Annotated in this window: 17 protein-coding genes and 1 riboswitch; of the genes, 15 read left to right on the top strand and 2 right to left on the bottom strand. The window is 43.9% G+C overall.

Annotated features, from left to right (window positions below):
* Positions 1-10 precede the first annotated feature (10 nt).
* From IM797_RS02095 to IM797_RS02030, 14 genes are all read left to right on the top strand, one after another.
* Positions 11-1,009: a DUF4466 family protein gene (locus tag IM797_RS02095; protein WP_194125435.1), complete on the top strand. Its 999-nt coding sequence runs from the start codon at positions 11-13 to the stop codon at positions 1,007-1,009.
* Positions 1,010-1,147: 138 nt separating this feature from the next.
* A complete protein-coding gene (locus IM797_RS02090; protein ID WP_194125434.1) occupies positions 1,148-1,786 on the top strand; it encodes a GntR family transcriptional regulator in 639 nt (212 codons plus the stop codon).
* 230 nt (positions 1,787-2,016) lie between these two features.
* Positions 2,017-3,351 carry an aspartate aminotransferase family protein gene (locus IM797_RS02085; RefSeq protein ID WP_228098676.1) on the top strand — a complete coding sequence of 445 codons (1,335 nt, stop codon included), beginning with the start codon at positions 2,017-2,019 and terminating at the stop codon, positions 3,349-3,351.
* A 14-nt stretch (positions 3,352-3,365) separates the two neighbouring features.
* On the top strand, positions 3,366-4,544 hold the full coding sequence (gene dgoD / locus IM797_RS02080; protein WP_194125433.1) for a galactonate dehydratase: 1,179 nt from the start codon (positions 3,366-3,368) through the stop codon (positions 4,542-4,544).
* Positions 4,545-4,559: 15 nt separating this feature from the next.
* On the top strand, positions 4,560-5,333 hold the full coding sequence (locus IM797_RS02075; protein WP_228098675.1) for an SDR family NAD(P)-dependent oxidoreductase: 774 nt from the start codon (positions 4,560-4,562) through the stop codon (positions 5,331-5,333).
* A complete protein-coding gene (locus IM797_RS02070) occupies positions 5,330-6,691 on the top strand; it encodes a neutral/alkaline non-lysosomal ceramidase N-terminal domain-containing protein (RefSeq protein ID WP_194125431.1) in 1,362 nt (453 codons plus the stop codon). The genes IM797_RS02075 and IM797_RS02070 overlap by 4 nt, the downstream gene beginning before the upstream one ends.
* Before the next feature lie 27 nt (positions 6,692-6,718).
* A complete protein-coding gene (locus IM797_RS02065) occupies positions 6,719-8,290 on the top strand; it encodes an SLC5 family protein (protein ID WP_194125430.1) in 1,572 nt (523 codons plus the stop codon).
* A 219-nt stretch (positions 8,291-8,509) separates the two neighbouring features.
* Positions 8,510-9,715, top strand: coding sequence for an Nramp family divalent metal transporter (locus IM797_RS02060; RefSeq protein ID WP_194125429.1), 1,206 nt, complete (start codon positions 8,510-8,512; stop codon positions 9,713-9,715).
* A 30-nt stretch (positions 9,716-9,745) separates the two neighbouring features.
* On the top strand, positions 9,746-10,762 hold the full coding sequence (locus IM797_RS02055) for an NAD(P)-dependent oxidoreductase (RefSeq protein ID WP_194125428.1): 1,017 nt from the start codon (positions 9,746-9,748) through the stop codon (positions 10,760-10,762).
* 3 nt (positions 10,763-10,765) lie between these two features.
* Positions 10,766-11,833: a dihydrodipicolinate synthase family protein gene (locus IM797_RS02050; RefSeq protein WP_194125427.1), complete on the top strand. Its 1,068-nt coding sequence runs from the start codon at positions 10,766-10,768 to the stop codon at positions 11,831-11,833.
* Positions 11,834-11,863: 30 nt separating this feature from the next.
* Positions 11,864-13,354 carry a PQQ-dependent sugar dehydrogenase gene (locus IM797_RS02045; protein ID WP_194125426.1) on the top strand — a complete coding sequence of 497 codons (1,491 nt, stop codon included), beginning with the start codon at positions 11,864-11,866 and terminating at the stop codon, positions 13,352-13,354.
* Between the two features lie 41 nt (positions 13,355-13,395).
* On the top strand, positions 13,396-14,676 hold the full coding sequence (locus tag IM797_RS02040) for a Gfo/Idh/MocA family oxidoreductase (RefSeq protein WP_194125425.1): 1,281 nt from the start codon (positions 13,396-13,398) through the stop codon (positions 14,674-14,676).
* A gap of 74 nt (positions 14,677-14,750) precedes the next feature.
* A complete protein-coding gene (locus IM797_RS02035) occupies positions 14,751-18,134 on the top strand; it encodes a DUF1080 domain-containing protein (RefSeq protein WP_228098674.1) in 3,384 nt (1,127 codons plus the stop codon).
* Between the two features lie 162 nt (positions 18,135-18,296).
* Positions 18,297-18,401: riboswitch (SAM riboswitch) on the top strand.
* Positions 18,402-18,454: 53 nt separating this feature from the next.
* Positions 18,455-19,612, top strand: coding sequence for a cysteine desulfurase family protein (locus tag IM797_RS02030; RefSeq protein ID WP_194125423.1), 1,158 nt, complete (start codon positions 18,455-18,457; stop codon positions 19,610-19,612).
* Between the two features lie 60 nt (positions 19,613-19,672).
* Here IM797_RS02030 and IM797_RS02025 read toward each other — a convergent pair whose 3' ends face one another.
* Positions 19,673-20,020: a hypothetical protein gene (locus IM797_RS02025; protein WP_194125422.1), complete on the bottom strand. Its 348-nt coding sequence runs from the start codon at positions 20,018-20,020 to the stop codon at positions 19,673-19,675.
* A 233-nt stretch (positions 20,021-20,253) separates the two neighbouring features.
* On the opposite strand from IM797_RS02025, the gene IM797_RS02020 reads away from it, so the two are divergent.
* Complete coding sequence (locus tag IM797_RS02020) at positions 20,254-20,661, top strand: DoxX family protein (RefSeq protein ID WP_194125421.1); 408 nt, start codon at positions 20,254-20,256, stop codon at positions 20,659-20,661.
* 16 nt (positions 20,662-20,677) lie between these two features.
* On the opposite strand, the gene IM797_RS02015 is transcribed toward IM797_RS02020, so the two are convergent.
* The gene (locus IM797_RS02015; protein WP_194125420.1) at positions 20,678-21,565 is read right to left on the bottom strand and encodes an AraC family transcriptional regulator; all 888 of its coding nucleotides are present in this window, start codon (positions 21,563-21,565) and stop codon (positions 20,678-20,680) included.
* Positions 21,566-21,830 lie beyond the last annotated feature (265 nt).

Genomic DNA, 21,830 nt, shown 5'->3' with positions numbered 1-21,830 from the left:
AAATAGCATCATGAAAAAAACACATATTTTATGTCTGTTGGGGCTCTTGATTTTCGCTTTTACAGGTTGCAAGGAAAAGGAATACGCGGTGCCAACGCCAAAATCCGGACTCCAGAATGATGTCATTAAGCGTTCTTTAGGACCAGGAATTGTTGGTTTGGATATGGAGTTTGCCTACGCAATGGCCTTGCTTCCTGAGCAAGGGAAACTGGTTTCTGCTACGGTTACAGCTTCCATTGCTGGTGCAACAGGAACTTATCTGGATAATAAGTTTTACAGTACCAACAGCAGTGGTGTAGAAGTTGGTACTGTGGTGGGCAGCGCTTCCGTAAACAGTGGTAATGCAACAACGGTAACTTACAACGCTGATATTTCAGCAGCAACACTGCGGTATTTTTACCGGATACCTGAAGAGGCCCGGGGTCGGGATGTTTCGTTTACGTTTTCGGTGACAGGGAGTAATGGCGAGACTGTTAGTTATAAAATGGGTCCTTATCCGATCAGAAGAATGGAGCTTAAAAAGGGCTTAGTTGTTATCGATCCTACAACTTCTTATTTGTCAATTGCGGATATGGCAGTATATGACGCAACGTTTGCTGCTGCCAATCCAACAAAAATTGACCTTATTTATTTGTATCGTGCCATTACAGGTGTAACGTTTAATCATGCGCTGGTGGCGCCAACTGCAAGTGCCGAATATCGTCCGGGTATCAGTTTGCCGGCTGGTTTGAATAATAAAACCAAAATGATCAAGGCATGGGATGTCAGGGACCAGCAACTGGTAATCGGTTCTGCGGTGGCAACAAGCGTGTTTGTTGATGATGTCGATCTGGAGCAGCGTAATTTTACAGATGCTCCAGATTTTGCAATCAATACACGGGCAGAGTCGGGGATTTGGCTGGAGACTGCAGACGGAAAATACCGCGCCTATATTTACATCAATAGTGTGGTGAATACAGCAACAAGTAAGCAGATGACCATCAGCATCAAAAGGTTAACCATGAAATAAAAAGAAAAAATAACTATTTATGCGATGGGTACGATGAACTAAGCCGGAATCTAATATTAAATGCATAAATTGTTTTAGTATCTTGCGCTGTTTTTAATATTGTTTACTTTTTACAAATAATTTTGTTTACATATTGGTATGAAAGAGGACTCACAATCAAATAAAGTATATTCCGAATTGCGGAAAAAGATATTGTCGAATCAATTGGTGCCCGGGACAAGGTTGAAAGAAGATGTATGGGCGACTAAGACTGAGGTTAGCAGGGTTTCTGTTCGTGAGGCATTGAATCGTTTGCTGGGAGAGGGCTTGTTAGAGGTCGGAGAGAAAGGAGGGTATTATATCAAGTCAATGACTGCGGCCGATGTGCGGGAAATCCGTGAGATTCGTGAGTTGTTAGAGCTTGGCGCTTTGAGGCTTGCGTTTAACCACGTGACTTCCGAAGATATTCTGGAGTTGGAAAAGATATGTGATGATTTTTCTGCCATGGTTAAAAACGGATATTTTTCAGGAGCTTGTGAGGCAGATGTGAAATTTCATGAAACCCTGATCAATCTGGCCAAGAATGAAAAGTTAAAGCAACTTTATGAATTGAGTAATATTCCATTGTTTCACTTGAAATTGGGAAGATCACTTACGCATATGGATGATTATGAATTGACCGATAAGGAACACCGGGAGATTTTAAAAGCGCTTAAGTCCAGAAGTTTGAAAAAGGCGGAGGAGTTTTTGAGTAAGCATTTACTTCGTGGGGAAACTGCTTCATTGGAGTTGGAATAACACTCCGGAGGACATATCTTATAAAAAAGCCTGGTCATATGGATGACCAGGCTTTTTTTATACTAAAAAAATAGAATTCAAAAAAAATATAATATTTAATGTTTACGATTTTGTTGTATACAAAATTTAAATATATTTGTATACAAAACTAAAGTATTGCTGTTTATATTTTGATCAATAACAGTTCTGGCTTTGGTTAACAATGGTGGAAAATCTAAAACTTTAAAAAAATGATGAATAGTTGGTTAAAGTCTGATGCAGTAATTACCAAAAATGAAAGATGGATTCCAGGCGGTGTAGTTTCGCTCAATCGGAAATCTGAACCCAATATCTGTTTTTCAAAAGGTAAGGGAAGCCGGGTCTGGGATATTGAGGGAAATGAATATATCGATTACCAGGCTGGTTTTGCGGCGGCCTTTCTTGGGCATAATGATGTAGATGTAAACTCAGCTGTTCTGGGCTCGTTACATGACCAGAGTGTGCTGATGGGCGCTGGTCCGACTGATCTGGAAGGGCAATTTGCGGAATTGTTCTGTAACAGTGTTCCCAGTGTTGAAAAACTGCAAATCACCACTACTGGTTCTGAGGCTACTTATCATGCCATCAGGATTGCCCGTGCGGTAACTGGACGCGATCACATCATCATTATGCAGGGTGGTTACAATGGCTGGCACAATGATGTGGCTTGCAATGTGATCAGTAACCTGGAAGATATCGGCGCGCGTGTAAGTCCTGGGGAGTATCCTTTTGATTCTTTGTCCGCAGGCATTCCTGAGCAACACAAAGCGCTCATACATGTGGTAAATTACAACGATCTTGAATCTGTAGCCTACATCACTAAACGATATCCTGTTGCCTGTATGATTCTGGAACCCATCCTGCAAAATGTAGGTATCGTGAAACCTGAGCCTGGTTATCTGGAAGGTTTGCGTAAAATGGCAGATGAAATTGGTTTTCTATTGATTTTTGATGAGGTAAAAACTGGCTTTCGTCATGCTCTAGGGGGATATCAAAGTATTTGTGGTATAACTCCGGATTTAAGCACCTTCGGCAAAGCGATTGCAAACGGTTACCCAATGGGGGTAATTGCTGGGAAAGCTGCTTATATGGATTATTTTGTGCATCCTGATAAAGAAAAACGCGTATTGATTGCAGGTACATTTAATGCACATCCTTTAACTACTATAGCGGCAATTGCCACGCTTAAAAAATTGTCTTCTCCTGAATTTGCTGTTTACCAGCATGTCGACCAGCTGGGCGCTGTTTTGGAGAACGGACTTAATGACATCCTTTCTCAGTATGATAAGCCATTTTATGTAGCCCGTCAGGGATCTGCATTTTGTGTTTATTTTATGGATCATGCTCCAAAAGATTTTCACGATATTGCCCTGCACAATGATGCTGCTTTTGATAAAGAATACCGCCGGAAATTAATTGAGGAGGGAATATTTAATTTCCCATTACCCTCAAAGCAAGGAAGTATTTCATATGCACATAGCATGGCGGATATTGAGGAGACCCTGGAAAAAAATAAAAAAGTATTGTCAGCACTGTTAGGTAAATAATCAGAAATACACAGATGAAAATAACAGCGATAGAAACCTTTGTGTGCCATGCGCGCATGCGGAACTGGATTTTTGTGAAAGTTGTAACGGATCAGCCCGGACTATGGGGTTGGGGTGAAGCCACATTGGAATGGCATACGCGGAGCGTTGTAGGGGCCATTGAAGATTTATCACAATTGCTGATTGGTGAAGATCCACGGCGCATTGAGCACCTCTGGCAGATGATGTACCGCCAGCATTTCTGGCATGGCAATGGAATTGTGCGGGGGACTGCCATCAGCGGGATTGACATCGCCTTATGGGATATTGCCGGGAAGATCCATGGGGTGCCCACACATGAACTTTGGGGTGGACGTGTTCGTGATTATATCCGCTTGTATTGTCACCTGGGTGGCGGTAAAATGGAAGATTTTTACCAAACCCGGCCAGATGATGCCAGTCGTTTCGGTGACTTAGCCATACAGGCTGTGGAAGACGGTTTTACTGCATTTAAGTCAATGGCCGTGCCCGAGACTATGCCTTTGGAAGGTTTGAAGCCGATTCATTATGCGGAGGCCTGTGTAAAGTCGATGCGTGAAGCGGTAGGTAATGATATTGACATCATGGTTGATTGCCATGCGCGGCCCAGTCCGCGGATGGGCATGCAGTTTGCTAAAGCGTTGGAACCTTATGGACTCTACTTTTTCGAAGAGCCTTGCTGGCCAGAATCTATTGAAGATATTGCGCTGATCCAACGTGCGGTATCTACACCAATTGCAACCGGTGAAAGACTGGTTACCATTCATGCCTTCCGGGAATTGTTTGAAAAACGAGCTGTTAGTGTGATCCAGCCCGACATTACCCATTGCGGTGGCTTGAGTGAAGTTCGGCGCATCGCGGCAATGGCCGAAGCGTATCGCATTTCAATCGCACCTCATAATCCGCAAGGCCCGGTCAGTACAGCGGCTTCCATTGAATTTGGTTTTGCGACACCGGGTTATATCATTTGCGAAAGTGTACACAACGATGTGCCATGGCGTGCAGATGTGGTTAGTGAAGGCTTTACTGTTGAACCTAAAGGTAGGGTTGTGAGACCCAATACACGTCCCGGACTTGGTATTGAAATCAATGAAGAAGCGGTGAAAAAACATCCTTTTCAACAGGAGGTATTGCAAAGAACATTTTATAGAGACGGAAGTGTAGGGGACTGGTAGACCGAACATATGCATATGAAAAAATTGTTTCAGGATAAGGTGCTGATCATCAGCGGAGGCTTGGGAGATATCGGAAAGGCGATTTGCAGGGAGTTCGCAGCACAAGGTGCTGCCATAGCAATAGGCGATTTGCAGTCGCCGGATGAGGCTGAGGTGTTTTTAAACGAACTGAAGCAGGATCATCAGGTGAAATCACATTATGCCCAGGTGGATATATCGGATGCGCAGGCGGTGACTGGTTGGCTGGAACAAGTAGAGCATCATCTTGGCGTAGCTTCTTTGGTTATTTCAAATGCTGCAAGAGTGACGCAGGCCAACCTGCACGGACTCAGTCCGGAAGCCTGGTCACACGAACTTCGTGTTAACCTGGATGGCGCCTTTTACCTGACGCAGCAGGCTACCAAACGCATGCTGGAGAAAAACCTGTCTGGTCACGTTATTTTTATCGGCAGTTGGGCGGCTGAGGCCGTTCATCCCAATCTGCCTGCTTATTGTGTTTCTAAAGCCGGTTTGCGGATGCTTTGCAAATGCATGGCATTGGAATTGGCTCCCCACCGGATTCTCGTGAATGAGGTCGCACCTGGTTATGTAAATGCCGGATTGAGTGCAGAGATCTGGGCTAAAAATCCGGGTCTGATTGAGAAAGCGGCAGCGCAGGTTCCGGTTGGGAAAATTATGACAGCTGCAGATGTGGCAAAACAGGTCGCGCATTTGTGCCATCCTTCCAATGAGCACATTACCGGTAGCACTTTATTAATGGATGGCGGACTTTCACTTCAGGCTTTATGACATTTGATCCATCATTCGCCGGAATAATAGGTGTTGCGCAGGAAGATGTCACACCTCCATCAGGTATTTATGCCCGTAACTGGGGAGCTGCGAAGCATGACGTTGCAGAAGGCATACACAGGGCGCTTAAACTGACCTGTATGACTTTTCAGGACCATCAGTCGGCAAGTCCAATGGTATTGGTGTCGCTTGATTTGGGTTGGTGGAAAAGTGCTGCAGATGAAAAAGAGCTGCGTAGTTCAATATTGAAAGCCCTTAACCTGGAGCCTTCACATTTGATGCTTTGCTTGTCACACACCCATGCGGGGCCGGGTTTGTTTTCTGAAGATGCCTCAAAACCTGGTGGTCAGTACATTATCCCTTATCTTAAATACATTCAGGTGCAAGCCATTTCGGCTATTCAGAAAGCATTGGCGGTAGCTTCAGTGTCTACGCTTTCCTGGCGTTATGGAAAGTGTGCGCTTGCGACCAACCGTGATCTGAAAGATCTAACAGCAGATCGTTTGCTGGTTGGCTATAACCCGGAATTGGAAGCAGACGATACCTTGTTGGTTGGCCGCGTGACCAATAGCAGTGGACAGATTACGGGGGTTATCGTAAATTATGCCTGTCACCCAACAACACTGGCCTGGGACAACCGGCTGATTTCTCCGGATTATGTGGGTGCAATGCGTGAATTGCTGGAAGAAAGCACGGCTGCGCCATGTCTTTTTTTACAGGGGGCATCGGGAGATCTGGCGCCGGCAGAACAATACTCTGGTGATTGTCAGCTTGCTGACAGATATGGTCGGCAATTGGGGCATGCTGCACTCGCTGTGCTGGAGGCAATGTATGCGCCTGATAATGTGCTGGTTTTGGATAAAGTGGTGGAATCTGGAGCGCCTCTTGCGGTCTGGAAAGGGGAGCACCAACCATCATCCGGTAGTTTGGGTGTGCAGATGATTCATATTCCACTGGTATTGAAGTCACTTCCTTCATTGTCGGAGATTGAGCGCGACTGGCGTGCCTGTGAAGATCATGTGTTGAAAGAGCGATTGTGGCGGATGCGTGGAATTCGTAAAACGGTAGGAGAGGGCGATGTTTCCGATATGCCGCTGTGGATATGGCGATTGGGAAGTGCCTGTCTGATCGGACAGCCTAATGAAGCTTATTCCTGGTTTCAGCAGGAATTGCGTGAGCAACTGAAACCAGCTACGGTTGCAGTCATGAATATTGTAAACGGCTATGCTGGTTACCTGCCGCCACGAAAATTGTATACAAAAAACATGTATGCCATTTGGCAAACACCTTTTGCCGAAGGATCGCTTGAGCAATTAACTGCAGCAGCAACAGCTGCAGCAAAAATGATCATGAAATAAACCAAAAACAAACCAAAACTAAACCGAATGAACTCAAATTTCAGCACACTGGATGCCATCGTTTTTGGTGTTTATATACTTGGCATTGTTGTCCTGGGCATTTATGCTTCCAGAAAGCGCAGCAGCACAAAAAGGGATTATTTTTTGGCTGGCGATAAACTGCCCTGGTGGATGGTTGGAGGTAGTATTATTGCGGCAAACATCAGCAGTCACCAGTTGGTAGGTGTGATGGGGGTTGCCTATAGCCGTGGTTTTGTGGCGGTAGTAACGGAATGGGGTGCTATACTTATTGGCTTTAATGCCTTGTTGTGGGTTTTTCTGCCTTTTTACCTTAGAAACGGGTTCTATACCATGCCTGAGTTTTTACAAAAGCGTTTCGGCGAAGGGGCACGAACCATTTATTCCGTACTTGTATTGTTAACCTATATTTTTGTGGAAATCAGTGCAGTGCTGTACCTGGGCGCATTATCCTTGCAGGCTTTGCTTGGGATTCCCATGATTACGAGCGTCTTGATTCTCGCCATTACCACTGGGATCTATACCATTGCAGGTGGGTTACGCGCAGTAATCTGGACGGAAATGGTGCAATTGGCTGTGTTGATGCTGGGGATGTTCGCGCTTTCTTACACCACGATCGACGCTGCGGGTGGATTTTCTGCTGTCCTGGAGACGACGAAGGACTGGAAACTGATGATGCCGGCAAGTGATCCTGATTTTCCCTGGACCATGTACCTGGGGGGACTTTTGTGCATCAGTATTTTTTACAACGCAACCAATCAGTTTATTGTACAGCGTACGCTGGCTGCAAAAAATGAGTGGCATGCACGTATGGGCATTATTTTTGGTGATTATCTTAAGTTCCTGCTTCCTTTGCTGATTATATTTCCTGCCCTGGTGGCAGCAAAACTATTCCCTGATCTGGATAAGCCTGATTTATTGTTCGCAACGCTGGTTGAGCATTTGCTGCCCTCCGGATTGGTTGGATTGGTCATGGCCGGCTTGATCGCCGCAGTGATGTCTCATCTTTCGGGCGCGATCAACTCCTGCACGACCATTTTGACCATGGATGTGTATCTGCCCTATATTAAACCCAAATCAACAGAAAAGGAAAGCATCAGATTTGGAAAAATTACAGGCGTCATTGTCATTACCTTAGGTATTATTTGTACTGCCTTACTTACTCAATACTCGCATAAGCCGATTTTTATTTACCTCATGAATGCCTATGGGTATTTTACGCCTGGCATCGCATCGATGTTTTTGCTGGGCATCTTATGGAAACGTACAACGCATACAGGGGCTGTTGCAGCGGGATTGCTCACCATTCCTTTGTCATTGGCTATTGAGTATGGATTTCCAGGGATGCCCTTTTTTAACCGTACCGGCATTGTGTTCTGGTCCTGCATGGCCTGTTGTGTTGTGGTCAGTTTGTTTACCAGGGCTAAGCCTGCAAATGAACTGGAAGGCTTAATCTGGACAAGGGATAGCCTGTCTCTTCCGCTTGCAGAGCGGGCCCAGCAACGAGGGTTACGCAATCCTTTCATCTGGTGGGCTATTGTCACAGCTATGGTACTTTATTTCTACATCAAGTACGCATAATATACCCTTGGTTCAGGCTTTGTTTTGCTGTTGCCTGAATTCCGGCACTGCAAATTCTGTCTTGTTATTCAATCGTTTTGCGTAGCTAAAAATATTTTTCATTATTATATTTTGTATACAAAAAAATAATATATTTGTATACATATGTTATTGATGGAGGTACTTCATGCTAAGCATATGCCCAAAAACTAAACAATTTCGAACTACAAATTAGGCTAAATGAAGATTTCTTTAAAAAAATGGCTGGTCTCGCTCGGTCCCGGTATTGTCACTGCGGCCATTGTTTTTGGGCCGAGTAAAATTACAATCACATCTAAAATGGGTGCAATGTATGGCTACAGCTTGCTCTGGGTTGTGGTTGTTGCAGTGTTCTTTATGATTGTCTTTACTTCCATCAGTTCCCGTATTGGCCTGGCAAGTGAGGTTTCCTTATTGAGCACCATTCGCAAGGAATATGGGAAATGGGTGTCTTCTCTTATGGGAATTGGTATTTTCCTGGTGGCTGCTTCCTTTCAAGCCGGAAATTCCATAGGTGTAGGGATCGCGGTTGGAGAAGCTACTGGAACTCAGCCTGCGCAATGGATTATTCTGTTTAATGCGATTGGCATCGGTTTGTTGTTTTTTCGTAATTTCTATAAAACGCTTGAGCGTTTGGTGATTACCATTGTCACCCTAATGTTGTTCTCCTTTTTGACCACGATGTTCCTGGCTAAACCAGACGTTTCCGGAATTGTTAAAGGATTTATCCCTTCCGTTCCAGAAGGTTCGGGCGGACTGCTCATTGCTTTTTTCGCATCCTGCTTTTCTATTGTCGGAGCGTTTTACCAAAGCTATTTAATCCAGGCCAGGAAAAAAATCAGTCCCGATCTGGTGCTGGACAACAGTAAAGGCCTTGCGGGAATGATCATTCTCGGGGTGATGAGTTCGGTGCTCATGATCTGTGGAGCTGCGGTACTGAACAGGCAGGGCATTCCGGTAAACAAGGCCTCGGATATGGCGCGTGCACTTGAACCGCTGTTTGGCCACAATGCGTCCCTTTTGTTTTTAATCGGCCTGTTCGGCTCGTCTTTCTCTTCCCTGGTTGGTAATGCAACCATAGGTGGATCATTGCTTTCTGATGGCTTTGGATACGGAAGTCAGCTGGATTCGAAGATCGTTAAAGCCTTAATTGCCCTGGTGATGATTATCGGTGCTGTAATTGCCATAAGTTATGAGAAACCCCCTTTGGAGCTGATCATTTTTGCCCAGAGTGTGACCATATTTTTAGTGCCATTTATCGGTGCAGCGATGTACCTGCTTTCCAATAAGCAAAGTTTAATGGGTACTTATGTCAACACGCCGTTTATGCGTTATGCCGGTTTTACCGGAATACTCATTCTGGTTTTACTGGCCATTTATAATTTTAGCGAAGTCTTTTTGAAATAACATATAAATCAACATAAATACCTACACACAATGAGTAATTTGACGTTGTTAGAACAAGAAATTCTAAAGCCCTCGGCGGCATTGGTGGAAGACGTAAGTCGCATTAAAGGAGACATCATCCTGTTGGGCGTTGCCGGTAAGATGGGGCCGCCTATGGCACGATTGGCTAAACAAGCTGTTGACCTGGCTGGTAGCGGTCAGCGCATCATCGGTGTATCCCGGTTTTCAGATCCGGCATCGCGTACGGCATTAGAAGCCGCAGGAGTAGAAACCATTTCAGCAGATCTGCTGAATGAGTCAGACCTATCTTCACTGCCCGATGCCGCAAACGTGATCTATCTTGCCGGCCATAAATTTGGTACGACCGGCAAGGAGGCTTTTACCTGGGCCATGAATGCCTATTTACCGGGCAGGGTAGCAGAAAAATACAGAAATTCCAATATAGTTGCCTTTTCATCAGGCAATGTATTGCCATTTGTTCCGGTAACTTCTGGCGGAGTATCTGAAGAAACCAGTCCGGAACCCATTGGAGAGTACGCACAATCCTGCCTCGGCCGCGAGCGGGTTTTTGAGTATTTTTCGCAGAAAAACAATACACCCACGCTGATTTACAGACTGAATTATGCAGTCGATTTTCGCTATGGGGTATTGGTCGAAATAGCCAAATCAGTGTTGAGTGGAAAAGCCATTGATTTAAGAACCGAGAATGTTAACGTAATCTGGCAGGGCGATGCCAATGAGATTGCCATTCGTTCCTTGCTACACTGTGAATCACCGGCAAAGATACTGAATGTTACAGGACCGGAAATCTTATCCATCAAGTGGGCCGCCAATCAGTTTGCTGAAATTTTTGGTAAAGAACCAAACTTTATCCATGAAAGTGCAGGTACCGCCTTGCTAAACAATGCCTCGGCTTGTCACAGGTTGTTTGGGTATCCAAAAGTGACCATTCGCGAAATTATTGAATTGACAGCAACCTGGATGCAGCAAGGTGGAGAAGCCTTAAATAAACCAACACATTTTCAAGAAAGATCAGGTAAATTTTAAATCATGGCGACACAGTTATTATCTTTAAAAAAGAAATCAATCCTGCAGCAGGGAACAGTTATTCCTGCGCATCCGCTGGCATTGCATGCCAATCGCGAACTTGATGAGGATCACCAGCGTTTGCTGACCCGGTATTATCTGGCCTCAGGTGCAGGCGGTATAGCGGTAGGCGTGCACAGTACACAGTTTGCCATTCGCAATCCAGAAATAAACCTGTATGAAAAGGTATTGGTGCTTGCGGCGGAAGAAATAGCCAAATCCGGTATTCAGGATGACTTTATCAGCATTGCCGGAATCTGCGGAAATACAGAACAAGCCATTAATGAAGCGCAAATCGCATTGAAGCATGGCTATGACATGGGGCTATTGAGCATGGGAGGCCTGCAGGATCAAACTGAAGCACAGATTTTAGATCGTACCATGGCTATAGCTGAAGTGATGCCTGTATTTGGTTTTTACCTGCAGCCAAGTGTTGGTGGAAGAATCTTTTCATATGATTTCTGGCTGCAATTTGCCAATATTGAAAATGTACTGGCCATCAAGGCAGCTCCTTTTAACCGTTATCAGACTTTAGACCTGGTCAGGGCAGTTTGTCATTCCAACAGGAACAAGGAAATTACGCTGTATACGGGTAATGATGACAACATTGTGGGGGATCTGCTGAGTAAATACCAATTTGAAATTGATGGCCAGACCGTCACCAAAAGATTTGAGGGTGGCTTATTGGGGCACTGGGCAGTGTGGACCAATGCTGCGGTTAAGCTTTTTGAAGAGATCAAAGCCTGCCGGAATTCAGGATACCAGGGAACGGCCGAACTGCTCACAAAAGGCATTGCGGTCACTGATATGAACGCCGCCATTTTCGATCCTGCACATGGATTTCATGGCTGTATACCTGGTATTCATGAAGTGCTGAAAAGACAGGGGCTGCTGGAAGGAATTTGGTGTCTGGATCCGGCTGAAAAATTGTCTGAAGGCCAGGCTGAAGAAATCAGCAGGGTCTGCCTCGCTTATCCGGAATTAATTGATGATGATTTTGTGGAATCTTTCCTCGCCACACAAAAATCATAAATAATAAATGAGATATTTATAACAGGAATTATGATACGTTTGATCAGCATAGTTGTCTTATTAGCGCTCGCAGCATTGTTCATTCATTGCAGTTCTTCCAATCTTCATAACCCGCCCGAACAACAGTTCCGAATTGGCGCAAGTACCGTTGGCATACAATCTGTTGCCACCCATTTAAATGTTCCCTGGCAAATTGCATGGGGGCCGGATCAGCAAATTTGGTATACAGAGCAATCTGGCAGCATCAGTAAAGTAAATCCTGAAAATGGTCAGATCAAACACCTTTTAAAACTTACTGATGTATTTCGTGACCGCACCTCTGGCTTGCTGGGCATGACTTTGCATCCTGATTTTAAAGCACATCCTTATGTGTTTATCAACTATACCGGCTATTCTAAAGAAAAAAAACGGGTGTCCAGAGTTGTCCGTTACAATTATGAGGCCGCGAAAGACACCTTAGTCAACCCGATGCTGTTTTTGGAATATCCGGCCTGGACCTCTCATTTTGGTTCCCGTATTGTTATTGCCAGCGATGGAAAAGTGATGATTTCTACTGGTGATGGCGCGCAGGACGATAATGCGCAAAATATCAATTCACCCAACGGGAAGATTCTGCGTTACAACCTTGACGGAAGTATCCCGGCTGACAATCCTTTTAAAAACAATCCGGTATGGGCCTGGGGACTTCGAAACCCGCAGGGACTTGTGGCCGTCGGCAACAAAGTGTATTGCTCGGAACATGGTGATGCTACAGATGATGAAGTGAACCTGGTTAAAAAAGGGGCTAACTATGGCTGGCCAGTTGTAGAGGGCTATGTCAATACCGACAAAGAAAAACTTTTTGCGAGGGATTCTATGGTGACAGAACCGCTTAAGGCATGGACACCAACAATTGCGCCAGCAGGAATGACCTATTATGCTTCCAGTAAAATACCTGAACTGAAGGGAAGTTTGCTGTTGACTACTTTGAAAGGGAATAGCCTGCGTGCGCTAAAACTAAATACTACCGGAACTGCCCTGGTTAAAGATGTCAGCTATTTTGAAAAGGCATTTGGAAGGTTGAGGTCTGTATGCGTTTCACCAGCGGGTGACATTTATGTTACCACAAGCAACCGCGACTGGAACCCTAATGCTGTTGCGGGTAAAAATGACGATCGTATCCTTAGGATTTATTTATTAGACGCAAAACTGGTGAGCGCAAGTGTCAAATCAGCAGTGGTTAAACCTAAAACTCCCATAGCTTCTAATAAAGGAGCGTTACTATATACCAATTACTGTGCTTCCTGTCACAAGGAAGATGGTAAAGGTATTCCAAATGTCTTTCCAGCACTTGCAAAGGCCGCAATCGTGGCCGGTCCTAAAGCTCCGATGTTACAAACCGTGCTTAATGGTCGAAAACAAATGCCTAAATTTTCATTTTTAAACGATAAAGATCTGGCCATATTGCTAACTTATGTACGCCATAAGTTTGGTCAGTCAGGCCCAGTATCGGATACAGATGTAAAGACAGCGAGACACTAACAGAACCACAAACCGAATATCTAACCATAGTTCATGAACATATGAAACCTAAACAACCAGAAAACCACAATTCCAGGAGAGATTTTATCAAGAAATCAGCTATCGGATTGGCCGCATTCACCATTGTGCCAAGATATGTACTTGGCGGAACCGGATTTATCGCACCTAGTGATAAACTCACTAAAGCCGTAATTGGAGTAGGTGGGATGGGGCGGAACCATTTTCCTTATGACGGTACACAAGTCGTGGCCATTTGTGACGTAGATCAAAAACATCTTGAGCTGGCAAAATCTATGCTGGATAAAGGCGTCAAAACTTTCAGCGATTACCGCGAACTGATTAAACTTCCGGAAGTTGACATTGTACATATTGCTACACCGCCACATTGGCATGGGATTATGGCTGTTGACGCCGCCAATGCAGGTAAGGACATCTGGTGCGAAAAACCGATGACACACACCATTGGAGAGGGGAAACGCGTAATGGAGGCTGTACAAAAGCATGGCCGGATGTTTCGTTTAAATACCTGGTTTCGTTTTAAAGATAATTTTTACGGAATGGGGACCACCGTAAAGCCGATCAAGAAATTGGTGGACAGTGGTTTGCTGGGTTGGCCATTGAAAGTGACTGTAGGTAAGCATACTGGCTATGACTGGAAGTTTTACTGGGTAGGTAAAGACAATCTTGCCCCTCAGCCTGTTCCAGCAGAGCTGGATTACAATGCCTGGTTGGGTCCAGCGCCCTATAAACCTTACAATGCACATCGTGTACATCAAACTTTTCGTGGATATTGGGATTATGATGGGGGCGGTTTAAGTGATATGGGGCAGCATTATATCGATCCGATCCAGTATTTTCTGGGTAAAGATGATACCAGTCCGGTTGCTGTAGAAGTGGATGCACCACAACAACATACCGATGCTGTTGGGACCTGGAGAAGAATAACATATACATATGCCGATGGTTGCCAGATTATATTGGACGGAGAAGGGAAAGATACCAATGTGCCTTACATCGAAGGACCCAAAGGAAAGCTTTATCCAGGCTTTAAATCAGATATTCCTGATCTGGAAAGAAAGCTGGCTGCATTTCCGGATCCGGCTCCGCAAATGACAGATTTTGTGGAATCTGTGAAAACCAGGCAGCAGTTTGCTTTGAATGAAGAAAATGGACACCGTTCCTGCAACATTGTGAACATGGGATTGATTGCCCTCAGACTTGGGCGATCATTAAAATTTGACCCGGTAAAACAAGAATTTATTGATGATGAAGGTGCAAACAGGCTCATTAATCCTGTCATGCGGGCTCCTTTCTCTATTTAATTTAACCTTACAGATTCACATTTCATAGTATCATCATGATCAAAAAAATACTTTTTATATGCCTATCCATTGTCATGTTTCAACATGTAGGCCATGCACAGGATAAAAAAGACGAGCGTACCGTCGCTACCCGTATTGCTGATTTATTGGCGCAGATGCCAGCCAGCGATGCAGCGCTGTTCAAAAATAACATGAACGATATTGCCAGCCTTGGCGAAGAAGGCTACGTCAGCCTGATCAGCAAACTGACTGAGCCTGGCAAGGGCAATAATTCGTTGATAGAATATACCGTAGGCGGATTTTCTGCCTATGTAAGCCAGAATGCAAAAGAAGACTGGCGAAAAATGAGCGTTAATGCCTATTGTAAAGCGTTACAAAAACTAAATGACAAACAAAGCAGATCATTCCTCATCAGTCAGTTTGAACTGGTGGGTAAAGATGATGCCGTACCTTGTTTAACCGGTTTTTTAACAGACAATGATTTGGCAGATCCCGCATCAAGAGCGCTCGTAAAAATCAATACACCAGCTTCCAAAGCGGCTTTGTTAAGCGCTCTGGCAAAGTCGGCCGGACCGGCAAGGTTGTCCATTATTGAATCCCTGGGAGATAGCCGCTATCAGGCTGCCGCCCAACCGATCCAAACTTTGATTGCCGCTGAAACAAATGCGGACTTTCTGAAGGTGGCTTTATATGCCCTTGCCAATATTGCAGATCCATCATCAGCGCCTGTATTGGCCTCCGCTGCTGATAAAACTGGCTATGGATATGATTACACGAATGCTACTGCAGTTTACCTCACGTATGCGGAGCAACTGCTTAAAAATGGAAATCAGACACTTGCTGAAAAGATTGCAAAGCAAATTTTAGAAAAAACAGCAACTGATCAACTGGTCAATATACGTACCGCGGCTTTAAAAATTCTGGTCGATGCCAATAAGACGAATAATCAGGCCCTGTTGCTGGCTGCTGCCGGAGATCAAAACGCAGCATATCGTATTGCGGCGCTTAAATTTGCAGTGCCCTATGTGACTTCGGTTTCAACGGAACTTTGGCTCAAAAAAATAAATACAGTTGATGAAGAAATCCAGGCCGATATCGTATACATGCTGGGACAGAGCGGTGCAAAAGCTGCTTTGCCTGCCCTCTTAAAACTGGCGAAAAGTAAGCATCAGCAACTGAAATTAAATGCCATCAATGCAGCGGTTAATATAGGCCAAAATGAAGTTCTTGGTGATTTGCTAAAGCTGATCAATACCGGAGATGCCACAGATATTGCCAATGTTACTGCCGCGATTAACAGGATGAAAGGTAACGGAATTCCGGAACAAGTTGCAGCGGCTATTCCAGCCGCAAAACCCAATGTACAAATTGCTTTAATCAATATACTGGCATCCCGTGCCGCAAATACACAATTGAACGCGGTGTATGCCCAGTTGAAGAATAAAAATACGGCAGTTCGTGAGGCCGCTTACGCTGCCCTGAGCCAGGTGGTGGTTAAAAACGATTTGCCTAAATTGTTTACTTTACTCAGTGAAAATTCCGGAAAACAAGAGACAGCTGTACAAGAGGCCATCATTGCTGCTGTGAGTGGCCCGGGAGACAATAATCAGGAGGTTGATTTGGTACTGAAGCAAATGGCCACAGTTCCGGAAAACAAGAAATTACTTTTCTTTAAGGTGCTTGCACGTTTGGGAGGGGCACAGTCCCTTAAAGCAGTGACTGACAGCTACCAGTCGGGTAATTTACTAACGCAAAAAGCAGCGCTGGATGCGTTATCGGCCTGGACTGATGCCGGTGCCGCCCCGGAATTGATAAAAATAGCCAGAGAAACGAAAGATGCAGACTTTTTGAATACGGCAATCGCCGGATATCTTCGTTTGGCTAAAACTGGTGTTTATCCTGCAGAGCAGCGTTTGTTGCTACTTCGAAACGCGATGGCTGTTGCGCAAACCAATGTGCAGAAACAACAAATTTTAAAAGGAATTGAACTGGCTAAGTGTTTCAATTCGATTGTATTTGCAGGAAAGTATTTAGACGATCCAGCTTTACAGCAAGCAGCAGCAAATGCGGTAATGAACATCACACTTGCTGGTCAGTATAACGGTGATGTCGTTAAAGCTTTACTCAATAAAACCATCGCCGTGATCACCGGGCCGGATAGTGGTTATCAAAAAGAAGGAATGAACCGATACATCTCGGAAATGAAAGCTGGTGAAGGCTTTGTCCCTGTTTTCAATGGAAACGACTTAACAGGCTGGAAAGGCCTGGTTGCTGATCCGATCAAAAGAGCTGCGATGGATGCCAAAACACTGGCTGCTGCGCAGGAAAAAGCAAATGCCGAAATGCGTGAAAGCTGGAAGCCGGTGAATGGCGAGCTTCAATTTGTCGGGCATGGCAATAATCTGGCTACCCTTAAAAAGTATGGCGATTTTGAAATGCTGGTAGACTGGAAAATCATCGACGATAAAAAAGGAGAGGGGGATGCCGGTATTTACTTACGCGGAACGCCTCAGGTCCAGATCTGGGACAACGCCCGTACCAAAGTTGGTGCGCAGGTAGGCTCTGGAGGATTATACAACAATAAGGTCAATGAAAGCAAACCCTTAAAAGTTGCAGACAATAAACTGGATGAATGGAATACCTTTCGCATTTTAATGAAAGGTGATCGCGTTACGGTTTATTTAAATGGAGAGTTGGTGACTGACAATGTCATACTTGAAAATTTTTGGGACAGGAACCTGCCAATTTTTGCGGAAGAGCAGATTGAACTGCAGGCACATGGATCTCCTGTTGCTTATCGTGACATTTACATCCGCGAAATACCTCGTGTAAAACCTTTTGAACTGAGCCAGGCTGAAAAAAAAGAAGGCTTTAAGGTTTTATTTGATGGTACCAATATGCACAACTGGATCGGAAATACAGTAGATTACACCATCGAGGATGGCAATATTGCCATCCGTCCGAAACCAGGGAAAGGTTCCGGAGGCAATTTATATACGAAGGAAGAATACAGTGATTTTGTTTTTCGGTTCGAGTTTCAATTGACTCCTGGTGCAAACAATGGATTGGGGATTCGCGCTCCTTTAACTGGTGATGCTGCTTACACGGGTATGGAACTGCAAATCCTTGACAACGAGGCGCCGATTTATAAAGATCTGCATGTGTATCAGTATCATGGCTCTGTGTACGGAACAATACCGGCAAAAAGAGGTTTTCTTAAGCCAGTTGGGGAATGGAACTACCAGGAGGTTACGGTGAAAGGCCCTAAAATTAAAGTGGTTCTAAACGGTACGACCATTTTAGATGCAGACATCACGGAAGCCAGAAAGAATGGTGCAGCAGATGGAAAAAAACATCCGGGTTTGATGCGTGAAAGCGGGCATATCGGTTTTCTGGGACATGGCTCTGAGGTACAGTTCAGAAATATCAGAATTAAAGACTTAAGTAAAAAGAATTAACATTTAACCTGTTGCAGCTAAACGCATAGTTTAGCTGCAACAGGTTTACAAACATTCCGTTACCGTATAATATGTAGAGGAAAATCATAAAAATAAATTAATTCTAGTATTTTAGTATACTTTATTTATATTTGCAGCAGACAAACGTTCTTATTATCGTTTTACTTATCCAGAAAGACCGAGGGAAAGGCCCTGAGACGTCTTAGCAACCTGTTTATTTTTTACAAGGTGCTAACTCCTTCCGCAATAAAAGCGGTAAGATAAGATTGATTCCAAAGGAAACTCAGGATAAGTAAAATTTCACCATTTAATTTATAAATATGAAAGTTTACTTAGACAACGCCGCAACCACCACATTAAGCAGAACTGTTTTTCAGGCCATGGAGCCTTACCTTTTTGAGCATTTTGGCAATCCATCTTCTGCACACCAGCAGGGAAGAGCCGCAAGAAGTGCTATAGAAACATCCAGAGCAACCATTGCCAGCCTACTCAATACCACGCCCGATACCATTATTTTTACATCCGGAGGCACAGAAGCGGACAACCTGGCCATCATTTCGGCCATTAGGGCCCATGGCATCAAATTGGCCATCACTTCTAATCTGGAGCACCATGCTGTATTGAATACTTTAAAACAGCTGGAAAAGGCTGGTGAGATCCAGTTGTTGTATTTAAAACACGATGCGCGTGGCAATATCTCTGTAGCACAGCTGGAGCGTTTATTGGAAGCCAACGACAAGGCTTTTGTGTCTTTAATGCATGGAAATAATGAAATCGGAAACCTGAACGATATTCATCAGTTTGCTGAAGTCTGTAAAAGCTACGGCGCAATTTTTCACTCAGATACGGTTCAATCCATTTATCAGTATCAATACGATACACAGCTGCTGAAGGCCGATTTTCTGGTTGGCTCAGCACATAAATTTCACGGACCAAAAGGTGTTGGCTTTTTATATGCCCGCAATCCGGAAATTATCAGGCCCCTGATCAATGGTGGCGCGCAGGAACGCGGCCTGAGAAGCGGAACGGAAAACGTAAGCGGCATCGTAGGTCTGGCCGAAGCGTTAAACCTTGCACAATCTAATCTGCAGCATCATCAACAGCATGTTTCTAATCTAAAAGAAAAAATGATCAACGACCTCATCAGCAAAATTCCCGGAATTAAATTCAATGGAAACTCGGGAAATAAAAGACTTAGCCTGCCGAGTGTACTCAGCGTATCTATTCCAACCGCGGATAATGGACAGTCACCACTCAGTTATTTAGACCAGCATCAGATCTATGCCTCAGGCGGTAGTGCCTGTTCCAGCAAATCAGTATCTCACGTGCTCAACGCAATAGGAACTGACTCCAGTCAGCATACCATCCGCTTTTCTTTCAGTACGCTAACCACGGCAGAAGAAATCGAATATGCTGTTGATAAGCTTTCCGGTCTATTCGTTAAAAGTGCTTTAAAAGAAGTTCATGTAATGTGTTAAGTATTTCGTTCGACACATGACGTACTTTTGAACCTTATTTGTCATAAATACGAATTTATATCAAGGCGCCTGCAGTTCCGAAATCCTGATCTCGCGTTTTGGACTATATCCAATCAGGGCGAGGTTGATCTCGTCCTGTGTATTCGGATTGATGATTTTGGAACAATAGGAGGAACCATTATTCCGGCAAAAGCTGATCACCACGCGTTCATTGGGATGATCTATATCCGGCAATGAAATCAGTACATTGAGCAGGTTTTCAAAAATAGATTTGATGTCATCATCATCAGGGAGTACAAATAGAATTTCATCTCTTGATGATTCAAAATAAGTAATCACTCGCCAGTTCTGATTTCCGTAAAATGTACTTAGGTTAAGCAGAAGCTGTGACTTGTAAGGGTGTTTCATTCATGAGTCTGGTTGGTTTCGCTAAGATAACAGAATTAATCATGTTCCAGCCAAATCATGATCAATTGTTGTTGCAACATCAATGCCTCGATTGCTTTCATTTTATTACTTTCTAATTTCAGCAGATTTTAACTTAGAAAACCAATTAAATGGAAAACAGGATAAAAAAATATCAGAAATAATTATGTAGTTAAATAACTACACTTATATTTGTAGTCAAATAACTACATAATATGAACAAGAGAAATAAAATTATCTATTGGATTGCAACCCTTTGGCTTTCCTTAGGGATGCTTTCAACCGGTATTGTACAACTGGTGAAAATGAAACAGGAAGGGGAGATGATGGTCCATTTGGGTTACCCGATGTATTTACTCACCTTACTCGGGATCTGGAAAATACTGGGTGTTATCGCTGTGCTGGCCCCTAAATTTCCAATTTTAAAAGAATGGGCTTATGCTGGCTTTTGTTTTGCCATGACCGGTGCAGTGTTTTCACATCTGGCAGTTGGAGAGGGGGCTAAAGAATTATTCGGACCGGTTCTGTTAATCGTACTGACTTTTGTATCCTGGTATTTCAGGCCTGCCGACCGTAAGCCGGCGCTGTTGAAAAATCAGGCTGATGGTAACGCCATTCATTAGGCGTACTAGAATAAGCTCACTTTAAGGCTCTGGCGCTCCTTTGTCTAAACTCTGCCGGACTTAAGCCGGTATATTTTTTAAAAACGGTCGCAAAATATTGCGAGGAAGAGAAGTTAAGCTGAAAAGCGATGGTGGTGATCGACTCTGTGGTTGTCAGTAACAACAGCTTTTTGGCCTCTTCAATCCGGGTACGTAAGATGTAGTCAACCGGAGGCATCCCGAATTCCTTCTTAAACCAGCTTTTGAAATGTGAGTCAGACATGTACAATTCCTTTGCAAGCAATTCAATCGGCAGGTTTTGATAGATGTGCTCGTGAATGTACTTTTTAATCTCCGCAACACGGTCCGACTGGCCTGCAGCTACATTTTTATGGGAGCACTCAATGGTAGTCAATAAGAAGCTGGTCAGTAAATTCAATACCTGCAACTGATAAATTGGTTTTTGCTGTTGCTCATTGTGAATACTGAATAGCTGGTCCAGCATCTTCTTCATGAGTTCATTCCCCTTAAAATGTCGCTGGGGTATAGCCAGTAATGCTTTAACAAAAGCGGCAGAGTCTTCTGTATTGTAATTCAGAAACTGGTCATCCAGCGGTATTTTTACAATCAGCCAATATAAAACACCCTTTTCTTCCGGATGCTGCGCTGTTCCGTGCGGCTCGTTGGGGAAGGTAATAAAGACGTCTCCTCCTTTAATGTGGTATTCCTTTCCATTCACCTCATACACCTGTAAACCTTTGTCGCAATAACAAATCTCTATGCGGCCATCATGAGAATGTGTCTCAAGTTCTCCATGGACATGTTTATAGACATATCTGCCCAGTGTTACCTTGCCCTGAAGATTGAATTTTTCGAAATTTATAATGCTCCTTTCGGGGGTAGATTGGGTATCAAAAGCTGTCATGTATAAAATTGTATGTTCCTACTAAATTGAAAGTTCTGCTTTGTCCTAAAAGTTAAATTTGATAAAATAAATCAGTAATTCAAATAAATAGCAATCTCTGTTAGCTGTAATCAGTAAAATTTAACAGGAGCATTGGATGAACTGAACAAGAATAAAAACCAAATATGCAGGTATGAATCTCAGTACAAAATCTTGTACTGATTTCGTAATCGTTTATAACGCAGCAATTGTAATAAAGAGTTTTAATAAAGCGAATAAAACAATT

Source organism: Pedobacter sp. MC2016-24, assembly GCF_015223055.1.
In the GTDB taxonomy this organism is placed as follows: Bacteria; Bacteroidota; Bacteroidia; order Sphingobacteriales; family Sphingobacteriaceae; genus Pedobacter.
The sequence above is the reverse complement of the archived record's forward strand: the minus strand, read 5'-3'. Positions and strand labels throughout refer to the sequence as shown.